Below are 19829 nucleotides of genomic sequence, written 5' to 3' on the forward strand. Positions count from 1 at the left end.
TTAAATATTTTATTTCATATTTTGGAGATTTTTTGGTTTTGAGGTCGGGGTGCTCGGGTGGGGATTGGCGCTACTCGGCCTGGCTTTGGCTCTATTCGCTCTGGTTTTGGCGCTACTCGCTACGGCTTTGGCGCTTCTCGAGCGGGCTTTAGCGCTACTCGAGCGGGCTTTGGCGCTACTCACTCCGGCTTTGGCGCTACTCGCTACGGCTCTGGGGCTTCTCGAGCGGGCTTTGGCGCTTCTCACAAGCAATCTTTAATTAGATAGAGTTTCTTTAAACAAAGGCTTTCTATAATTATAGTGATATGTTCGTGATCTAGTATGGCCTGTGGGGGTTAGGTTCATTTGTTTTAGTAGCTTTGTTATTCGGTTTTTATTGTTGATTTGAAGGTATTGGCTACATTCTTTATGGGTTATGGTTGACTTGAAGAGCCAGAACCAGTCTTGCATTGCTATTTTGATTGCGTTATCGATATTTTTTCCGCAGGTTTGGCATGTCCATGTACGTTGGGAAGAACGTCGGCCTTGTCCTCCACAGCAACAGATGATGCCCGTTTTAAGTTGCTCTAAAGGAATGCTGTGTTTTTTTGTTAATGGAAAGGCGTTGTATGGTTTGTTGCTATTTTTTATTTTATAAATAATATGTTGGAATTGGTTTATTGTGATAATGGCTGGGTGTTTATTTAATTCTTGTAGGTAGAGTGGTACTTCTTTTGGTCCTAGTAATTTAATTTGTGTTGGTGGGATCTCGATGTGTGTGCGTTTGTTTGGCAATACGATTGCTTTGAATATTGGTAATTGGATGCCGACTTCGTGTTGCAACCAGTATTCTAAGCTGTCGACTGTTCGTAATATTTGTTGTTGTGGACATACGTATGTTGTGTTGTTGCCATCGATTGTTTGGATTAGTTGGTAGGGGTTTTCTAAGAATTTTAATGTTCCTCTTAGATGTTTTACTTCAAGGATGCAAATATAGCTTGGTGTGATTATTAATGAATCTATTTGAATGAGTCTGTTTGGGGATGCTTGAATTTCAACATTAGGGAGAGTTTGAAATGGGAGAGTAAAATGCGTTTCTTGGATCAATTGATCGACTCTACATTCTCCATTGTAACCTGCTTGGATGTTGTCCAATTCTTTTTTCAAGTCAATGGTTTTTGAGCATGTTGGGGAGAGTCTCATTAGTAGTCGTGGATATGCTGACAATAATATTGGTTTTGTTCGTGGTTCGAAAATTATTATTACCCCTTTCTATCATAATTTTACATACTATTATATCTTTTTATGTAATATATTACAATTTAATAATGTGCATAAAAAAGCCAGCTGCTTATGCGGCTGGCTCGTTATTAGTGATTTAAGACAACTGATAGGAAGTCTTGCGCACGTTTTGAGTCTGGGTTTGTGAAGAATTTTTCTGGTGGTGCGACTTCGACGATTTTACCATCGGCCATGAAGACGATTTGGTCGCAAATTTCTTTAGCGAAGCCCATTTCATGGGTAACGACTACCATTGTCATGCCGTCTTTTGCAAGCTTACGGATAGCATCGAGTACTTCTTTGACCATTTCTGGGTCAAGAGCTGATGTTGGTTCGTCAAAAAGCATGACTTGTGGATCCATTGCAAGTGCGCGCGCGATCGCTACACGTTGTTGTTGACCACCGGATAGGCGTCCTGGGTAGGCATCAAATTTGTCACCTAAACCTAGAGATGTTAGTAGTTCTTTGCCACGTTTTTCTGCTTCAGCTTTTGATAGACCTTTTACTTTTATTGGGGCGATTGTGACATTTTCGAGTGCTGATAAGAACGGATATAGGTTAAAGCTTTGGAATACGAAGCCGATGTTCGTACGAGCTTTGTTAATATCCGTTTTTTTGTCATGAATAGAAATACCGTCTACGATTATTTCACCCGTGTCGATTTCTTCTAGTGCATTTATGGTACGGATCAGAGTTGATTTACCTGCTCCACTTGGTCCGATTAGTGCGACAACATTTGATTTTGGTACTTCTAGGTCGATGTCGGTTAATACATGATGATTACCGAAACTTTTATTAACATTTTTGATAGAAATCATAATTCGTATTCCCCTTCTTATTGTTCATTTTTCAGCATACGTTTTTCGATTTGACGAATGATTAAAGATAAGCTGAATGTCATGATGAAATAAACGAGCGCAACGAATGTCCAAATTTCTATATAACGGAATGATGTTGCTGCTAAATTTTTTGCTTTTAACGTTAAATCTACACCTGCGATGACAGAAATTAACGATGAGTCTTTGATAAGAATGATAAATTGTGATGCCATTGGCGGTAAGATTCTTCTAAATGCTTGAGGTAATATGATGTAGCGCATTGCTTGGAAATTAGACATACCGGCTGAACGTGCCGCTTCCATTTGACCTTTAGGAACAGCTTGGATACCAGAACGAACGATTTCAGCAAGGAATGCCCCTGAGAATGTTGCTAGACCAACGATTGAACCCCAATAAGATCCTAATGAGAAAAATTGACCTAACCCGAAGTAAATCCACATTAACAATACTAGTAATGGTACGCCACGCATGATTTCTACGTAAGCACTTGAAATGAAGCGAATAATAGGGTTACGTGAAATACGCCCGATTCCAAAAATGACTCCCAATGGAATACTTAATAAAAGTGAGATAGCTGAAATTTCTAATGTTAGTAAGGCGCCTTGGATGAAGACGTCCATATTATTTGGAATGACGCTCCAGTCTAGTTGAATGTCCATGTAAATGTCCTCCTCGATCATTTCTGTGATCGGTTTTTATTCGATGAAAGACTACAACGACGTCAGCAAACATAGTGGAGTCGTCCCCCCTTATGTTTAGCTACGCCGTTTGTAATGTTTCAAAGTACAGCTTGTTCTATTATTCTTTAACTGTTGTTAACCAATCACTATTTTCGAACCATTTTGCACGTGATTGTAATTCAGCCGGGCTATCGATGTATGAGTGTAAGAATGAATTTAACCATTGTACTGATTCGAAATCATTTTTCTGTACTGCAAGACCTAAGTTGTCTGCAGAGATGACACCTTCAAGTTTCTTCACTTTCCCCACTTGTTGTAGGTTGTAAACTTGGATAGCTGGCTCGTCATAGATTACTGCATCAACTTGTCCAGATTGTAGTGCTAGTGCTGCTGCTGGGAAGTCTTCATAATCTTTAATTTCTGCATTTTTGAACATGTCTTTTGAAATTAATGAACCTGTTGTTGCAATTTGAGCTGCAATTTTAGTGCCCTTTTTATCTAGGTCTTCATATGATTTTATAGTGTTGTTTTTTGATTGAAGCATGATGGCTTGTCCTGTTTTGTAGTAAGGATTTGCAAAGCTGACTGCTAATGCACGTTCACCTGTGATAGACATACCTGCGAAGATCATGTCAATTTCGCCCGTTTGTAGAGCCGGAACTAGTCCATCAAATCCGTATTGTTTTACTTCTAATTTAACGCCTAAGTTATCTGCAATTGCTTGCGCAACGTCTATATCATAACCGATGAATTTTCCTTTTGAGTCGACCATTTCAAACGGGAAGTAACCAGGGTTTGTACCAATTACTAGTTTTTTTGCTTTGATTACTTTTTGGATAGTTGAGTTGCTATTGCTCTTTCCTGCAGATGAATTTGAATCTCCTCCATTGCCACAGCCTGCAACTACTAGCATGGTAATCATTAATAATGCCGTTAACCATTTCTTCATAATATATACCTCACTTTATATAATTTTTAGAATAAGTTGATAATTTGAAGTATAATTTATTTTTATTCATATGTCTACATAAAAATTAGTATAATATAAGTTTTTTAGAGATTTTATTCATATTTTAATAGATTTATCGTATTTTTATTCATTTTTACGCAGTATGTATATTACTTTATGCAGTAGCAGTGATTGCTTTGGCGCTGCTCATGGGTTCTTTGGCTCTACTCAAACCTCTTTAGCGCTGCTCGAGCTCTCTTTAGCGCTACTCGCTCCCTTTAGCCTACTCGAGCTCTCTTTGGCTCCACTCAAGACCCTTTTAGCGCTACTCGAGCTCTCTTTGGCTCTACTCAAGCTCCCTTTAGCGCTACTCGCTCCCTTTAGCCCTACTCAAGCTCACTTTGGCCCTGCTCGAGCTCCCTTTAGCGCTACTCGCTCCCTTTAGCCCTACTCGAGCTCACTTTGGCTCTACTCAAGACCCTTTTAGCGCTGCTCGAGCTCTCTTTGGCCCTACTCGCTCCCTTTGGCACTACTCGAGCTCCCTTTGGCCCTGCTCGAGCTCACTTTAGCCCTACTCGAGCTCTCTTTGGCTCTACTCAAGACCTCTTTAGCCCTACTCGAGCTCTCTTTGGCGCTACTCAAGTTCCCTTTAGCGCTATTCGCTCCCTTTGGCACTACTCAAGACCCTTTTAGCGCTGCTCGAGCTCTCTTTGGCGCTACTCAAACTTCCTCTAGCACTACTCACTCTTCATCACCGCCATTCCTCAAAAATAAAAAGCCCGCTGTTGTGCTGGGCTTTAGCGTTTTGCATTTGGTGGGCGTAGTAGTTCTAGGATGGATTGGGCTCGTTGGATGTGTAGGCTTTGTGTTTTTCATTTACATCTATTTTTACATTAATTCCCCAATTAGGAAAATCTAATTCTAGTTCACGTGTTTAAAGTTTAAGTGATTTGTCTAAGCTTTATATAAATATTATTGGTATTCATCGAAAGGGGCTGTATTGGATTGGAATCGAAAAAAAGTGTGAAATTGGATTTCTATGATTTTGTAATTAATGCATTTGGGGTTTTTATAGCACTTTTAATTATTTTTGTATATGTGTTAACACATTGAGGGTAAGTTAAAAGCACCTATCGTTTTATTAATGATAGGTGCTTTCTATGTGATCTGGTTATTCAATTGAAAATCCTCCGTTAGTACGATGCTATAGTTTGTGTGTTAGTGTGATAAATAAATTTTCATCTCGAACAGCAAGTGCATGATCTATAAGGCGAAGTTTGTTGTCCTTTTCAAGTTGAGTGATTAGGTCTACTACTTCCTTATTAGTACTAGTGAATTGCTCTGTTTTGACCTTTTCCTTACTCAACTCAAGAGAGTCGTAAATGAGTTTCAGATGATCATGGATGTTAGATATGGTTAGCAATTGATACAACGGTAAGCGTATGAAACGGCTACCTTTTTGGAAAACAAATACTTCAGATAAGTTTTCAATTTGTAAATTATTTAGATTGATAATGATTTCCTTACCCTCTACTGGGACAAAATGATATAGCTCATCTTCTTTTGTAATGGAGAAATATTGATAAGCAAATACTAGCTTTAGTCGATTACCCTCTTTCTTAGTATAAAAAGGTTCCATTCTTCGTACATGTAACATGTAAACCACTCCTTTTTATAGAATTTTCAGATTATTTATATGGTACCATTATATGCTCATTTAGTGCAGATAAAAAGCAAAAGAACAAATTTCTTTTGCTTTCTAGAATTTATCTCTTTTTCTTCCTTCCATATGTAAAAAAATAAAAAGTATTCGGCTCAGCGATTACATAAATAGTGGTTAATAAAGCTTTTAAATTCTCCTCGCTTTGCTCGTATGGTATTCTTCGTTGATGTAGTAAAATATGGTTCCGGGTTAAGTCTACTCTAACTGTATCGAAAAAATGATTATCAATGTAAACGTCGCGGCGTTCTTCATAACTTCCCTCAGAAGAAATGATGACCTTTTTTGATCGGTTTTTAGGTGCATAAACTAAATACCATTTAAAAGATTTGACTGAATGTATGGATGATCTTAAATCAGGAATTCGAATCATATAGCGTGCCAATTAATCACCACCCTAATATTATTATTTATTCCAATATTTAGTTATATACATTCTTACATTTTTCTCTGAACATTTCAATAACATAATGAAAAAGTACCCTGTTTTATTGATTTCCTTCATGCTTTTTATGTATTTTTGCATTAAAACCAGACTTTCTTCACTATTTATCAATCCATACAGTATGCTTATAGCCTCTTATTTTCAATAAATATAATATTATTCTTGTTTGATTAGTTATATAAAAAAATAAAGACTGTCCTTATGCATTTACGGATGACCTGAAATAGCCGTATAATGAAAGGAACGATTTTTTTCAGGAGCGGAATGTATGAATACAAATATTTCAGAAATTGCCAAAAAATACGAAGATGCTATTCGCAATAATATGGCTGCAATTGAATTAGAGCTGAATTCATCAGTTCCCGAGGATGAAGAGCTTGTCAGAAGAGCAGCTTTTTTAGCACGCCATAACTATGTGAAAATTTCTTCATATAGTGAAGCACTTAATATACTTCATTTTGTTGTGCAGGATGCTACTCCTGCTACGGCAACGTTATATCTAAACGATGATTTATTTACATGTGATTGTCGTAATAAGAAATGGTGCCGCCATAAATTAGCGGCGATGTTCGTGTTATATCAATATGTTGATTCACTGTCTGGTTGGCTCGAGAATTTCCGTTCTCAGAAGTTAAATCAGCTTTCTTTATTTAAAGATGAGCGAACGCCTGAAAGTTGGCTTAAGCTTGTGGAGAATATTTACAAAGTAAATTTATATAATCAACAATCGTTAAACCCTTATTTAATAGAGAGCATTTTCGCTGATATGCAGTCTCAGATTGCAAAACATACGCCATTAGAACGTGAATGGCGCAGTTTATATCAATTATTTACGCATATGGCACTTCTATCTCATACTTGGAAGCACCTACATCCAGCTAATGAGTCAGCGCGCTCCTATATGATCAATTTTATAGAGCAAGAGAGCCAGGCATTAAAAGATTATATTCGCTTAACTGCTAGTAAATCTCGTCTTTTTGCGACGGATCCGTTCTATGATACATTGCAACAAATGACGCATTATTTCCTTGTAAAGCAGGAAGGTTATTTTGAAGAGCGTTTGTACATTTACACATTGTTTTGGGAGTCTATGTTTAATGAGAAAAAACGACGTGAGCTTGAACTTGATATGCTTCGAGCAGAAAAAGACTTTTCGAGTGATGTAAATGTAGAAAGCATCCGAGCTATGTTCTTCCTTATGCTGAAAAAGTATGATGATTTACAACAATCATTGACACAGATTAAAGTCGATGAGCTATTAGTATGGCTTGATCTAGCTCATTTTGCAGACCGCAATGAGGATTCAGAAGCGTTACAAATGATTTTGCGTTCGATGCTTCCGCTGTTAGATGAATTCATCAATAGTTGGCTAGCAACGAGGTATCGTTCTAATTTCGTCAATACTTTCAATCGTCTTTGTTCGAAAATAGATTTAACTGATGAAGAGGCAGAGTTACTCTTTACAGCTTCTGGTATGTATGGCATGCAACCTTTTTCACATTATTTGATTGAAAAGGAACGTTATTTAGAATGGGCTGCTCTGCATCATCGCTTCCCTTCTTCACTAGCTTATTTGGAGTTATGTGGTGTGAAGGATGTATTGGAGTATAAACCTGAAGTTCTACTTCCTCTTTATCATGCGCTTGCATTAGAAGAAGTTTCTCAAAAATCGAGACAGCATTATAAACAAGCCGTCCGAGTTTGGAAGAAAATGAAGTCTGCGGCGAAGAAAAGTGCAAAAAATGAATATTGGAATCAATATGTAGAAACACTTCGACAACAATATAAACGATTACGAGCTTTACAAGAAGAAATCGAGAAAGGAAACCTGAAGCTATGACAACTATTTCAAACGTGCCATCTACTTTCATGAAATCCATCACGCTTGGCATTCAAACCGAGTCCAATCAGTCGTTCACGTTGCAAGCTTTTAAATCCGATGGACAACCAATGTTTACACATGAATGGCTTCCTTTTCTCTTTTTCCACTACGAGGCTACTTTTTATGGTTTAACGGCTAATCATTCGGAGGAATTTGTTACGTTAACTCCCCTTGAAATGGTTGAATTATTTTCTCAAAAAGAGCAACATCCTTTTGTTCAATACGAAGGTATCGACATGGCATCAGCGAAGTGGCTGACTGCAGCAAATGAAGCCTCTAGTTTTTGGTACTCTCCTCGACTATGGGATTCAATTTCACTTGACGAAGAAGAGCAAAAGTTGGAGCTAAAGGTTCCATTAGATGAAACAGCTACAAATTTACTAGAAAATGCATTGATGCAAAAAATGGTGGAGGCTGGTTTGCGTTTTGCAGATTTACAGCCATTGTTACCTTTCTTCCGAAATGGCGGATGGCCAATTACAACCAAAAATGTTCATGATGAAATTTTCGTCGCTTTACGGTTACGTGAACCGGAGGAATTATCTGAGGATTGGGTTTTAGAGACCGTTATTCGCGGGAAAAAAAGTGCAACTTATTGGGCACCACCTATGCGCAAGCGCGCTTTGAAAATCGAAAACGCGCTGCCTGATAAGTGGAAGCAACATGCTGACGGAATAGAAAAGCTACAAGGTCAAATGTCTAGTTTATTGCATATGCATGACTATATGGATAATGCAGATACCAGTTTATTCTTGTCATTAACTTTATCGGATGCAGATGTTAGACAGTTTTTACGTGCAGATTTTATTCGCCTACAAGCACTTGGTTTTGAAATCATTTTACCCGCTTGGTTAAAAGACATAAAAGATTCTCGTGTGAAAGTACGAGCTAGTGCTAGCACTGCTTCAAATTATAAATCAGCTGCTGGTTTACAAGAGATTCTGACGTTTAATTGGAAATTGTCATTGAACGGTCAAGAACTTACCATGGAGCAATTTCAACAAATGGTCAATGATAATCGTGAATTTATACGTGCTGGTACAGAATGGGTACGTGTGGATGCGGCTTGGATGCAAGAGATCCGTAAACTAATGGATAAAGCTGAAAATGAAAATTGGACCGTTCGTGATCTGCTATTCCAGGAGTTGCCTGAAGAACTTGTTGTACCAGTGGAAGAGGATGAGGATGATTCTGCGGATGATCCATTCTTCCAATTTGAGATTCAGAAGTCATTGAAGGAATATGTGAAAAAGCTACAAGATAAAAAAGGTTTGCCGTCTGTTCCTGTATCAGATAAGCTACAAGCTTCTTTACGTCCTTATCAGCAGGAAGGTTATGAATGGCTGACATTCATGCGTAACCAGCAGTTTGGAGCTTGTTTAGCTGATGATATGGGACTTGGTAAAACAGTTCAGCTTATCTCATATTTATGTCATGTCTATGAAGAGGAAAAGCCACCGACTCTAATCATTTGCCCAACTTCTGTTTTAGGCAACTGGCAAAAAGAACTTGAACGATTTGCCCCTTCCTTAGAGGTTTACTTACATTATGGAGCAGGTCGTTTGAAGGAAGAATCACTAGTTAGTTATTTAAAAGAGCAATCCCCTCAAGTTGTGTTGACAACGTACGGAACTGTTACACAAGATGCAGACAGCCTTGAAAAATTGAATTGGGCTTGTATTGCACTTGATGAAGCTCAAAATATAAAAAATATGCAAACAAAGCAATCTAGAGCGATTCGTAAGTTACAGGGTGAACATCATATTGCATTAACAGGGACACCTGTTGAAAACCGCTTATCTGAGCTATGGGCTATTTTCGACTTTATATACAAAGGTTACTTAGGAAGCATTCGTCGCTTCCAAGAAGATTATATAGCTCCGATTGAGCGTGATGATTCTGAAGCTCATAAACAAAAATTACGTAAAAAAATCCAACCATTCCTATTACGTAGAACGAAGCAGGATCCTGCACTAATGCTGAACTTACCTGATAAGCTTGAACAGCTTGAATACTGTCCATTAACACAAGAACAAGCTGTGCTTTACGAAAGCTTTATCCAAGAAACAATGCATAAGCTCGAAACATTAACTGGCTTTGAACGTAAAGGTTTGATTTTGAAAATGCTTAGTAAATTAAAGCAGCTATGTAATCACCCCGCTCTGTATTTAAAAGAACCATTTGATAATGCAGCGGATATGCTTCCGCGTTCAGAAAAGTTAGATCGCCTTGTAACACTTGGCTCTGAAATTGCCAGTAATAATGAGCAATGCTTAATTTTCACTCAGTATATTGGTATGGGCCACTTACTACAACATTGTTTCTCTGAACTTTATGATATAGATGTGCCGTTTTTAACAGGTAGTATGCCTAAGCAACAGCGCGATCATTTCGTTGAATCATTCCAAAAAGGTGAATTCCCTATTTTCATCTTGTCTTTAAAAGCAGGTGGAACCGGTCTAAACTTAACGGCAGCCAATCACGTTCTACATGCTGACCGCTGGTGGAATCCTGCAGTAGAAAACCAAGCGACAGACCGTGCATACCGTATTGGGCAAACTCAATTTGTACATGTCCATAAGTTCATCACAACAGGAACTATTGAAGAGAAAATCGATACACTATTAACTGAAAAACAAGCTTTATCAGAGGATCTCATCCAATCAAGTCAGTGGATTACTGAACTAAAAGACGAAGAAATCCTTGATCTCTTATCATTCAATTTTAACTAAATTATTATCGATAAAATCCGGCTATGATGATAGCCGGATTTTTTTGATCTCTCCCGTTAGATCTTATTCACATACTATCGTTATTTCTACTTCTTACATCCCCTTCTCAGATAGATGAAATTTCAATGAAATGATTTATCATTATTTTTACTGCTTCATCCGTGGCCGAGTCCAATTGCTTGATCCGATGTTAATACCATAATCTATGAAACATTCTCCTTGTAAGGTGGTAGATTATTTGGTAATTCAATAAAGAAATTATGTGCCTATTGGTGCGGTCTTCCAATAGGGATATGGATTAAACAATCGGTAATTTTTCTTTTTCAGTATTAGGTAGATGGAATTCTTTTGTGAATTCTGCTACTACAGATGCTTGTTGTGTCGTTAGACCCGCTTCTGAAGCGTTTTGTTCATGTCTACCTTCCCTGTCTTTCAAAACCAGAAAACGGACGTCCTCTCCAATGACTTCCGTTATATAGATTCTTTTGCCATCCTCCTTTTGATAAGAGCGTGATTGTACGCGGCCACTAACCCCTATTAGTGATCCTTTGCCACAATACTTCACAACATTATCTGCCAGCCTTCCCCATGCTGTACAGAAGACGAAATCAGCTTCTATTTCTCCGTTTTGATTTTTGTAGTTTCGATTTACAGCAAGAATAAAGTTAGTTTGAACCTTCCCTTCATGTAACCTTCGTAGTTCAGGATCCTTTGTAATCCTTCCTACTAACGAAACTTGATTCAATGTCTCACCTCCTTTTACTTGAATGTAAGTTCATCTTATTCTGGAAAGAGTATTTACGCAAAGTCTTAAAAATAGATTTTGGGCTATTTTGGGTATGTATAATTAGCTTTTTAAACGTGTCAATTTAAGTTCTTTCTTGTAAACTGTTGTCATATATAGGTTTCCTATTTTAGAATGACTGTACAAAAGTTAAAATTGGGACATTTAGGTATATGTTATAATGAACATAATACATTACATAAAGGATGGTGGTTGATTTTAGTGAAAACGTTTAAAATGCTCTCTTTTGAATTGTTACAGAATGATCAGTTGAAGTCATTTCCTTTAACAGATGGCATCATTATCAATCAAGAGAATAGCCATAAATCATGGGTTTTGGAAATGTATATGGATCGCCAATATAAAACTGTTTTTGAGCCTTATTTAGGAACCGATGAAATTTTAGAAGTGCGCGCAGTTATTTCTTATCCAGACAATGAACCAGCGGCCTTTAGGGTTGTCGTAAATGCCGTGAAGGAAATAGACAATCAAGTTTCCGTATTGCTGAAGGGAACGCTAAAAACGATACGTCGTCAATATGCGGAGCTATTACTGGCTAAGCTAATTGATGAGGGCCTTGAAGGTGATGCACTTTTAAATCAATTTAAAACGGATATGCAAAATAGACCACGAATAAAACCGTAAGAAACTTATAAAAACTCGGCATATTTATACTATGCCGAGTTTTTTTGCTAATCATTATTATCTATTTTCTCTATTAAGATTATCCTCGACGACTCCATCATTTGGTGTTACGTTTTCGTCTATGATTTTCTCATTTGTTCTCTCGTCTATGACTTTATTGTCACCTGGTACCGTTTCATCCACACGTTCATCATGAACGTCTGGCGTAACTCTTTCCACTCCTCTGTTAACATCATCCTCGACACGCTCCATTGGCGTTTCGTTTTTTAGAGGCTCGTTTGCTTTATTACTATTACATCCAACGAGTAAAAGTGAACCAAGCAATAGCACTGCTGCAGGTTTAATCCACATAAAAAAGTTCCCTCCTTTCTGCAATGTCATATCCATCACACACTATACGTGCGATATAACATATCTTGCCCTGAAAGAAGGAAACTATCCTAAAAAAAACTGATTTGAATTTTATTTTATGCTTTTTGCACTGGTCCAATTGCAAATAAAATGTCTGCTTCGCAAACTAGCTCCCCATCAACTGTTGCTTTAGCATGTCCCTTACCCATCACACCACGTAATTTAGTAAATTCTACTTCTAAACGAAGTTGATCTCCGGGAATTACTTGACGTTTAAAACGTGCATTATCAATTCCTGTTAAGAAAGCTAATCGCCCTTTGAACGCTTCAGACTTCAATAGCGCTACTCCACCAACTTGTGCAAGTGCTTCGATAATCAAAACACCTGGCATCACAGGGTATCCTGGGAAATGCCCATTGAAAAATTGCTCATTAATTGAAACGTTTTTTAAACCTACCGCTCTTTTTCCTTCTTCTAGTTCAAGAATACGGTCTACAAGTAAAAAGGGATAACGATGAGGTAAAATCGCTTGAATTTGATCTGCAGTTAACATTTTAGTCCTCCTAATATGAAAGGTTCTGAAGAAATAATGATTATTTGTCCACTACACCGTTCATAATATCAAATATATGACGCCATGTAGAGACTTTCAGTGTATCTAATGCATCGCCTTCACCAATAACACTATAACCAATCATAGCACCTGACACAGCTGCTATGACAAGCAAAATGAGTACGACAAGGATTCGCATCCCAATTGGGAACAGTCGTAAATTCGACCACCATTTCATATTAACTTCTTCTTTAACCTCTCTCTCGATTTTTGCTTCTTTACGAGTCATTGGCTTTGAAGTATTAGGCTCAGTCGCGTTTTTTTTCACATTGTTTGTCATAACTTGTTTTTCTCCTCTGTTCAGGTTGCTTTATCGAATGCCGTTAACAAGACCTAACATTTGATCCGATAAAGTAATCGTTCTAGCGTTAAATTGATAAGATCTTTGCGTATTAATAAGCTCGGTCATTTCTTTAGACGTATCAACGTTCGACATTTCTAAAGAACCATTTTGTAAACCAATCTCAGCTCGGTCTGCACCTTGTAAATTACGTAGGACTTCAGCTTCTGTCACACCTAATTCATTTAAGTTTGCAGGAAGACCGATGTATGTACCCGAAATATGTTCCATTAATTGGGGACGTTGAAGCTCTGTAACAGCAAGTTCTACTGTACGTTGTGAACCGTCATCAAAAGTAATATTCAGCTCACCATTGTCTTTCATACCAAATCCCTTTACGTTTTCAGGGAAAATAATTGGATTTCCATCAGCCCCAGCCACTGGGTAGCCATCTGCATTTACTAGCATGGCGTTGTTATAATCATCTGTTGATATATATAAATCACCTTGGCGTGTATAGACTGTACGGTCACCATTTTTTCCATCTGGCATGATGATATTCAAGTATTGCTTCGGCTTTGTGAATGCAAAGTCGAGAGAACGTTCTGTCGTTTGAATACTACCTTGCTTCCAAACCGTTTGTGCTTGGGCAAGTTGTGCCCCAACACCAATACGAATTCCTAATGGAGATTGGCGCACTGTCTTATCAGACTTGTCATTGTTAAATTGTTGATATAATAATTCACCAAACTTTGCTTCCTTAGCTTTGAAACCATGCGTATTACTATTCGCTAAGTTATTGCCAATTGTATCAAGCTGTTGTTGCAATTGAGACATCGTGTTGGAAGCGGAAATCATTGTACGTAGCATATCATAGCCCTCCTATGTATTTCAAAAATACTGTTTCTGTTACACTTTTCCAATTTCGTTAACGGCTTTATCCATACTACGGTCATAGGCCTGTAATACCTTTTGATTTGCTTCGAATGCACGGTATGCTGTCAGCATTTCTGTCATCGTTTTACTAGCATCAACATTTGAGCGTTCAATATAACCTTGTTTTAAATTAAAACTGACACCATTTACTGTGTATGCAGATGGTAAATCTTCACCGTTGTATGTACGATATAGTCCGTTATCTTGCTTTTGAAGTGTATCTGGCTGTGCTGCGTATGATACGCCAATACGTGCTACTTCTTGTTCTCCAGCGCCGATAATACGGCCGTCATCCATAATTTGATAATCATCATTTTGCAACTGTATACGCTGACCTCTATCTGATAAAACATAAAGACCTTGTGCGTTTGTTAAGTAGCCTTGTGGATCTAAAGTGAAATTACCGTTACGTGTATACGTTTCGCCTTCTGTAGGATGCTCTAAACGGAAGAATATTGCACCTTTAGCGCCTGTTTCTGCATCTGTCGGTAATTGGTTATCAACTAAAGCAACATCAGTGGTTAAATCAGTGGCTGTAATTTGACCTTGTGAATAATCTGGTAATGTTTCTTGCATATATACACCTGCATTTAATGCACCAATCTGATTATTGGCCGTTGTGTTTAGTCCACTCTCTAAATTCGAACCTGTGTTCGTCATACGAGACATAAGCATATCTGGGAAAGAACGAATTGTAGATTGGTCTGCTTTATAACCTGGTGTGTTGGCATTAGTAATATTATTTGACAGTAATTCAGTACGTCGCTGTTGTGCAATCATTCCTGTAGCTACTGTATAAAATCCACGAAACATTGCAATCACCCTTTCATCAATAAATTAAAGTATATGCGATTTCTATACTTTCTTTATTTCGGCTACAAATCAAATATGTTTTGATACTTTGTCCATATTGTTCAGCATAATGCCTGTTCCTTCAGCAACACAGTTCATCGGATTCTCTGCAGAGAGTACTGGTACTTTTAACTCGTCCGTTAATAATTGGTCAAGACCGTGCAATAATGCTCCACCACCAGTAATCATAATACCGCGGTCAATAATATCTGCTGATAGTTCAGGAGGTGTTTTTTCTAATACGTTTTTAGCTGCTTGTACAATCATTGAAATCGATTCACGTAAAGACTTTTCAATTTCAGCAGAACCAATTGTAAGTGTTCTTGGTAAGCCTGTTACCATGTCTCGTCCTCGAATGTCCATCTCATCTTCTCGGCTACCGGCATACACTGTACCGATCGTCATTTTGATTGATTCGGCTGTACGTTCCCCAATTAGTAATTTATATTCTTTTTTAATATATTGTAAGATATCATTATCGAATACATCTCCTGCAACCTTAATGGATTCAGAAGTAACGATATCCCCCATTGATAGTACGGCAACATCTGTAGTGCCTCCACCAATATCAACAACCATATTCCCACTTGGTTGGAAAATATCCATTCCAGCTCCAATAGCAGCTACTTTTGGCTCTTCTTCTAAGTAGACATTACGACCACCAGATTTCTCTGCTGCTTCACGAATAGCCTTTTGTTCTACACTTGTAATATTTGTTGGACAACAAACTAAAATACGAGGCTTTGAGAGAAATCTTTTAACATCTAATTTACTTATAAAGTGTCTTAACATCGCTTCAGTAATATCGAAATCAGCAATTACACCGTCTTTTAATGGTCGAATCGCAATAATATTGCCTGGTGTTCTCCCTACCATCTTACGTGCTTCTTCTCCTACAGCAAGCACTCTGTTTGTATTTTTATCTATCGCAACAACGGATGGTTCATTTAAAACGATTCCCTTACCTTTAACATGGATTAATACATTAGCAGTTCCTAAATCAATCCCAATATCCGTAGAAAACATGGAACTTTCCCCTTCCTTCACATAACAGCATTTATCGTACGTTTTATATATGTAATTATCTAGAATATTTTATCATATCAAGGGGGAAATTACATCTACATATTTTATGGAGATCGCTTATATGAACGGCTTGTTAAAGGTTTCTTTCAATCTAGATCCGCGTTTTCATTTTCCTAATAACGTAAAAAGACATCGAAGCATATTGCTTACTTCGATGCCTTCTCCATAGTCGATTGTCGGGCTAACCATTTTTTCCTTGTAGCCTCTCCACCTCGTATGTGACGTACCGATTTATGGTACGCCAGAATTTCACTAACTTCCTTGGCCAACTCTTCATTTACTTCATTGAGACGTTCTGTTAAGTCTTTATGAATAGTGCTTTTTGAATAGCCTGTAATTTGTGCCATCGCTCTTACGGTTTGCCTCGTTTCTTTCAACATAAACCCAAGTTTCAAACAGCGGTTGCGAATATGTTCGTGCACATTCTCTTCCTTTCCACAATGTACGAACGTTTCTTCAACTTATGTTTGCTTGGAGCTTTTAAGAACTAAGCATTCCTTATTTCGTTGATAAATGACATTATTCAGCTAAATTTAAAAAGGTAAGATCTTTTTAGGGTTAACATTAACCCCATCTTCTAAAACTTCGAAGTATAAGTGATTACCCGCTGTTGGATTCCACTCGTTTTCGATTGTTTTACCAAGTATTTGTCCTTGGGAAACTTTGTCGCCCTTTTTAACTTTGATATCGCCTACAGAGCTATATTTCGTCGTTGTACCATTTGGATGTGCAATAACGATTTCGTTGCCGATGAATGGATCCATCTTCACTTCCTCAACATTACCGCTCATAACTGATAATACTTCAAATGGTTTCCCATCAACCGAAAGTGAGATACCGTTGCTCGTTGTGAACGTTTGATTGAACACAAGCAATGCGCCTTCTCTCTCTTTTTCATTTGCTTCGACATCGTAAAAGTCTTGTACGATTGCTACTTCATCTAAAAGATCCTGTTGGAATGGGTATTTCATAGACTCTGCCTTAGCATTTGTTTCAACTGATGTACCTGTCTCGCCTTTACTTGCTAAATTCGTAGCGTTGTTAGCATCTGGGTTTGTATAAGCACTATATCCCCAAACAAGTCCTACTAACAGAATTGAAAAGCTTGCATAAATAGTAGGCCAAAACCAACGCTTTGTTGTGACACTACCTTTTTTCGGAGAAGGGTTTGGTGTTTTTTCTTCCCTCATTGTCATCACCTCAACGTCATTCTAGACAATAACGCTTCAGTTTAAACATATGTTTTTATTATTTTTTATGGAAGTAATAGAAGCTTTCTTATAGAAGTGCTTTAAGATGTCCTTTGCTTGGACCCCCTCCCGCGCCAAAGCCTCCGCACCGTATTGGCTCATGCCTACTCCGTGGCCGTATCCTACTGTTGTAACAGTAATCTTACTTTGAGCTGAGTTCCAATAAATTCTGAAGTCCGTAGAAGGGATATTAAGCTTTTCCCGAATTTCCCGGCCTGTCCAACTGTAGCTTCCCACTTGCATCGTTTGAACACGATTAGAACTGTTTCTCGTTAGTTTAATACCGTTTAGTTGTTCAGCAGACCATTGAAAATTAAAGGCAGCATTCCACTGTGTTAGAGAAAAGTCTGTGTTTTGAATGTAATTTGGAGACAATTCTTTTTCGCCTTCTACAGTAACTGTTTGTAAATACGGAATATCTTGTCCACTGTATTCTTCTGCACTTTCTGTTTTACCATTGCTTGTTGAAAAGAACATAGCCGTGATTAATTCACCGTTATAAGTGAGAATTTCACCTGCTGTAGTAGCTACAGCTTGTTGTAATTTTTTCTCGTTCTTATTGAAATTTGCTCCCCATTTTTTCTTTCTTTGCTGTTTTGAATCAAAGACTTGATGGAGAACACTCGGTTTTACCGCTTTCTGGCCATTCTCCGTGACTTTAAGGACAAATGTGCGCGAAGCTATAGCTTGTGCTTCAAGCGCCTCTAAGTGGAAGCTAGAGGGCATTTCAGCTGCTATAACTCCAGCGATATATTGTTCCAGAGGTAGGGGGTCTTTAATTCCTTCCACAGTAATGTAAACTTCACAAGGCGGCTCGTTTTCTTGTTGTTTCTTCTGAGTCTGTTGCGTAGTAGATACGTTTGTGAAATTTTTAGGATAAAAATGCATACTAACGATCGGTAGCACAAACAAAAGGATAACGACAAAAAGACTGATGGGTATTAGAAGGATTTTTTTCATATGCCATTCTATGCTGAGGCATTCGTCGTTATACGAAAAAAACGTTCAAGAGCAATTAAGCTCTTAAACGTTTTAGTATTATGCTAGTTTAATTTGTTTGAAATTCTACAGATGCTTTTTCAATCGTCGATACTCTTTCAATATCAGCGCCTAAAGTGGCAAGCTTTTTATGGAAATTAACATATCCACGATCTAAGTGATGCAATTCAGAAACACGCGTAATTCCTTCAGCTACTAATCCTGCAAGAATAAGTGCTGCTGCTGCTCGTAAATCTGTCGCTGCAACTTCTGCACCTTGTAACTCACATGGGCCATCAATAATAACAGAACGACCATCAATTTTCGCAGAAGCATTCATACGTCTGAACTCTTCAACGTGCATAAAGCGATTTTCAAATACTGTTTCAGTAATAACACCCGTACCAGTTGTTTTCAACATTAAAGCCATCAATTGAGATTGCATATCTGTTGGGAACCCTGGATGTGGCATTGTTTTAATATCTACAGCTTTTAAAGGTCCGTTTGAACGGATACGTAAACCTTCGCCTTCTTCTGTAATTTCAACACCCATTTCACGCATTTTCGCGACAAGTGCTGTCATATGTTCAGCAATGGCATTTTCAATTAGTACATCTCCACCTGTAATCGCCGCTGCTACCATAAATGTACCAGCTTCAATACGATCAGGAATAATATAATGAGTTGTACCATATAGTTCTTTAACGCCCTCTACACGGATCGTGTCAGTACCAGCGCCAACAACTTTACCACCCATCTCATTTATAAAGTTAGCTAAATCCACAATTTCTGGCTCTTTAGCAGCATTTTCGATAAATGTAGTACCCTCTGCTAAAGCTGCAGCAGTTAAGATATTCTCAGTAGCACCTACGCTTGGGAAGTCTAAATAAATTTTAGCTCCGTGTAAGCGTCCTTCAGTTTTTGCTTCGACATAGCCGTGTCCCATTGAGATTTTTGCACCCATTAGTTCAAAGCCTTTTAGATGTTGATCAATTGGACGTGATCCGATTGCACAACCACCCGGCATAGCTACGCGTGCAAAGCCATTACGTGCTAATAAAGGTCCCATTACTAAAATTGAAGCTCTCATTTTACGTACATATTCAAATTGTGCTTCAGATGATAATTGTTTAGTTGCATCAATTTCTACTGTGTTTGTTTCAGGTGAAAATGATAATTCCACATTTAAACTTTTTAATACTTCATCGATTGTATACACATCGGCCAAATTTGGCACATTTTTAATAATATTTTTTCCTTTTGACGCAAGTAATGTAGCCGCCAATATAGGTAATACGGCATTTTTTGCCCCTTCAACTCGAACGTTACCAGTTAAGGTATTACCGCCTTTAACAATGATTTTCTCCACCATTTGTCCCTCCGAACCCATGTATCCATTTATTATATATTTCAGTCGATAAATTTCTATTGTATGATGTCAATAATTAGTAAGCAAAGCATATAACATGTTACCTTTTTTTTTACTTAATGACAAGTATCCAACAAACTATTTAATTAAGTGATAACAATTAACTATAGACATTAT

The 19829-nt window shown here is 37.9% G+C and carries 21 protein-coding genes; 4 read left to right on the forward strand and 17 right to left on the reverse strand.

From position 1 onward, the window contains the following. Positions 1 to 57: 57 nt before the first annotated feature. Positions 58 to 267 carry a hypothetical protein gene (locus AC3IS5_RS17900; protein ID WP_489425606.1) on the forward strand — a complete coding sequence of 70 codons (210 nt, stop codon included), beginning with the start codon at positions 58 to 60 and terminating at the stop codon, positions 265 to 267. Here the strand turns inward: AC3IS5_RS17900 and AC3IS5_RS17905 are convergent. The 6 genes from AC3IS5_RS17905 to AC3IS5_RS17930 form a co-directional block, all read right to left on the reverse strand. After that, positions 256 to 1182: a nuclease-related domain-containing protein gene (locus tag AC3IS5_RS17905; protein ID WP_489425607.1), complete on the reverse strand. Its 927-nt coding sequence runs from the start codon at positions 1180 to 1182 to the stop codon at positions 256 to 258. The genes AC3IS5_RS17900 and AC3IS5_RS17905 overlap by 12 nt on opposite strands. A 167-nt stretch (positions 1183 to 1349) precedes the next feature. Continuing rightward, the gene (locus AC3IS5_RS17910; protein WP_489425608.1) at positions 1350 to 2078 is read right to left on the reverse strand and encodes an amino acid ABC transporter ATP-binding protein; all 729 of its coding nucleotides are present in this window, start codon (positions 2076 to 2078) and stop codon (positions 1350 to 1352) included. 17 nt (positions 2079 to 2095) lie between these two features. After that, positions 2096 to 2758: an amino acid ABC transporter permease gene (locus AC3IS5_RS17915; RefSeq protein WP_193738370.1), complete on the reverse strand. Its 663-nt coding sequence runs from the start codon at positions 2756 to 2758 to the stop codon at positions 2096 to 2098. Between the two features lie 139 nt (positions 2759 to 2897). Next, positions 2898 to 3728, reverse strand: a complete 831-nt coding sequence (locus AC3IS5_RS17920) for a transporter substrate-binding domain-containing protein (protein ID WP_489425609.1) — start codon at positions 3726 to 3728, stop codon at positions 2898 to 2900. Positions 3729 to 4932: 1204 nt separating this feature from the next. Further along, the gene (locus AC3IS5_RS17925) at positions 4933 to 5385 is read right to left on the reverse strand and encodes an IDEAL domain-containing protein (RefSeq protein WP_489425610.1); all 453 of its coding nucleotides are present in this window, start codon (positions 5383 to 5385) and stop codon (positions 4933 to 4935) included. A 109-nt stretch (positions 5386 to 5494) separates the two neighbouring features. Next, complete coding sequence (locus tag AC3IS5_RS17930; protein ID WP_489425611.1) at positions 5495 to 5833, reverse strand: hypothetical protein; 339 nt, start codon at positions 5831 to 5833, stop codon at positions 5495 to 5497. A 328-nt stretch (positions 5834 to 6161) separates the two neighbouring features. On the opposite strand from AC3IS5_RS17930, the gene AC3IS5_RS17935 reads away from it, so the two are divergent. After that, positions 6162 to 7733 carry a hypothetical protein gene (locus AC3IS5_RS17935; protein ID WP_489425612.1) on the forward strand — a complete coding sequence of 524 codons (1572 nt, stop codon included), beginning with the start codon at positions 6162 to 6164 and terminating at the stop codon, positions 7731 to 7733. Next, on the forward strand, positions 7730 to 10507 hold the full coding sequence (locus tag AC3IS5_RS17940) for a DEAD/DEAH box helicase (RefSeq protein ID WP_489425613.1): 2778 nt from the start codon (positions 7730 to 7732) through the stop codon (positions 10505 to 10507). Before AC3IS5_RS17935 ends, AC3IS5_RS17940 begins: the two co-directional genes overlap by 4 nt. 298 nt (positions 10508 to 10805) lie before the next feature. Here the strand turns inward: AC3IS5_RS17940 and AC3IS5_RS17945 are convergent, their stop codons facing one another. Beyond that, a complete protein-coding gene (locus AC3IS5_RS17945; RefSeq protein ID WP_489425614.1) occupies positions 10806 to 11252 on the reverse strand; it encodes a single-stranded DNA-binding protein in 447 nt (148 codons plus the stop codon). Positions 11253 to 11513: 261 nt separating this feature from the next. Here AC3IS5_RS17945 and AC3IS5_RS17950 point away from each other — a divergent pair, with 261 nt between their 5' ends. Beyond that, the gene (locus tag AC3IS5_RS17950; protein WP_489425615.1) at positions 11514 to 11936 is read left to right on the forward strand and encodes a YwpF family protein; all 423 of its coding nucleotides are present in this window, start codon (positions 11514 to 11516) and stop codon (positions 11934 to 11936) included. Positions 11937 to 11993: 57 nt separating this feature from the next. Here the strand turns inward: AC3IS5_RS17950 and AC3IS5_RS17955 are convergent, their stop codons facing one another. The 10 genes from AC3IS5_RS17955 to murA form a co-directional block, all read right to left on the reverse strand. Then, a complete protein-coding gene (locus tag AC3IS5_RS17955) occupies positions 11994 to 12287 on the reverse strand; it encodes a hypothetical protein (protein ID WP_489425616.1) in 294 nt (97 codons plus the stop codon). A gap of 116 nt (positions 12288 to 12403) precedes the next feature. Next, entirely contained in the window at positions 12404 to 12841 is a 438-nt protein-coding gene (gene fabZ / locus AC3IS5_RS17960; protein WP_489425617.1) for a 3-hydroxyacyl-ACP dehydratase FabZ, read from the reverse strand. 40 nt (positions 12842 to 12881) lie between these two features. Then, positions 12882 to 13181: a DNA-directed RNA polymerase subunit beta gene (locus tag AC3IS5_RS17965; RefSeq protein ID WP_489425618.1), complete on the reverse strand. Its 300-nt coding sequence runs from the start codon at positions 13179 to 13181 to the stop codon at positions 12882 to 12884. 30 nt (positions 13182 to 13211) lie between these two features. Next, positions 13212 to 14051 (reverse strand): flagellar hook-basal body protein, encoded by an 840-nt coding sequence (locus AC3IS5_RS17970; protein ID WP_489425619.1) that lies wholly within the window; start codon positions 14049 to 14051, stop codon positions 13212 to 13214. A 39-nt stretch (positions 14052 to 14090) separates the two neighbouring features. Then, a complete protein-coding gene (locus AC3IS5_RS17975) occupies positions 14091 to 14930 on the reverse strand; it encodes a flagellar hook-basal body protein (protein WP_489425620.1) in 840 nt (279 codons plus the stop codon). 69 nt (positions 14931 to 14999) lie between these two features. Then, entirely contained in the window at positions 15000 to 15995 is a 996-nt protein-coding gene (locus AC3IS5_RS17980; protein ID WP_489425621.1) for a rod shape-determining protein, read from the reverse strand. 206 nt (positions 15996 to 16201) lie between these two features. Beyond that, positions 16202 to 16477 carry a sporulation transcriptional regulator SpoIIID gene (locus tag AC3IS5_RS17985; RefSeq protein ID WP_038180010.1) on the reverse strand — a complete coding sequence of 92 codons (276 nt, stop codon included), beginning with the start codon at positions 16475 to 16477 and terminating at the stop codon, positions 16202 to 16204. 111 nt (positions 16478 to 16588) lie between these two features. Beyond that, positions 16589 to 17245, reverse strand: coding sequence for a peptidoglycan DD-metalloendopeptidase family protein (locus tag AC3IS5_RS17990; RefSeq protein ID WP_489425622.1), 657 nt, complete (start codon positions 17243 to 17245; stop codon positions 16589 to 16591). Positions 17246 to 17281: 36 nt separating this feature from the next. Continuing rightward, the gene (gene spoIID, locus AC3IS5_RS17995) at positions 17282 to 18265 is read right to left on the reverse strand and encodes a stage II sporulation protein D (protein WP_489425623.1); all 984 of its coding nucleotides are present in this window, start codon (positions 18263 to 18265) and stop codon (positions 17282 to 17284) included. 88 nt (positions 18266 to 18353) lie between these two features. Then, entirely contained in the window at positions 18354 to 19652 is a 1299-nt protein-coding gene (gene murA / locus AC3IS5_RS18000; protein ID WP_489427933.1) for a UDP-N-acetylglucosamine 1-carboxyvinyltransferase, read from the reverse strand. Positions 19653 to 19829 lie beyond the last annotated feature (177 nt).

Source organism: Viridibacillus sp. KH_047 (assembly GCF_057838945.1).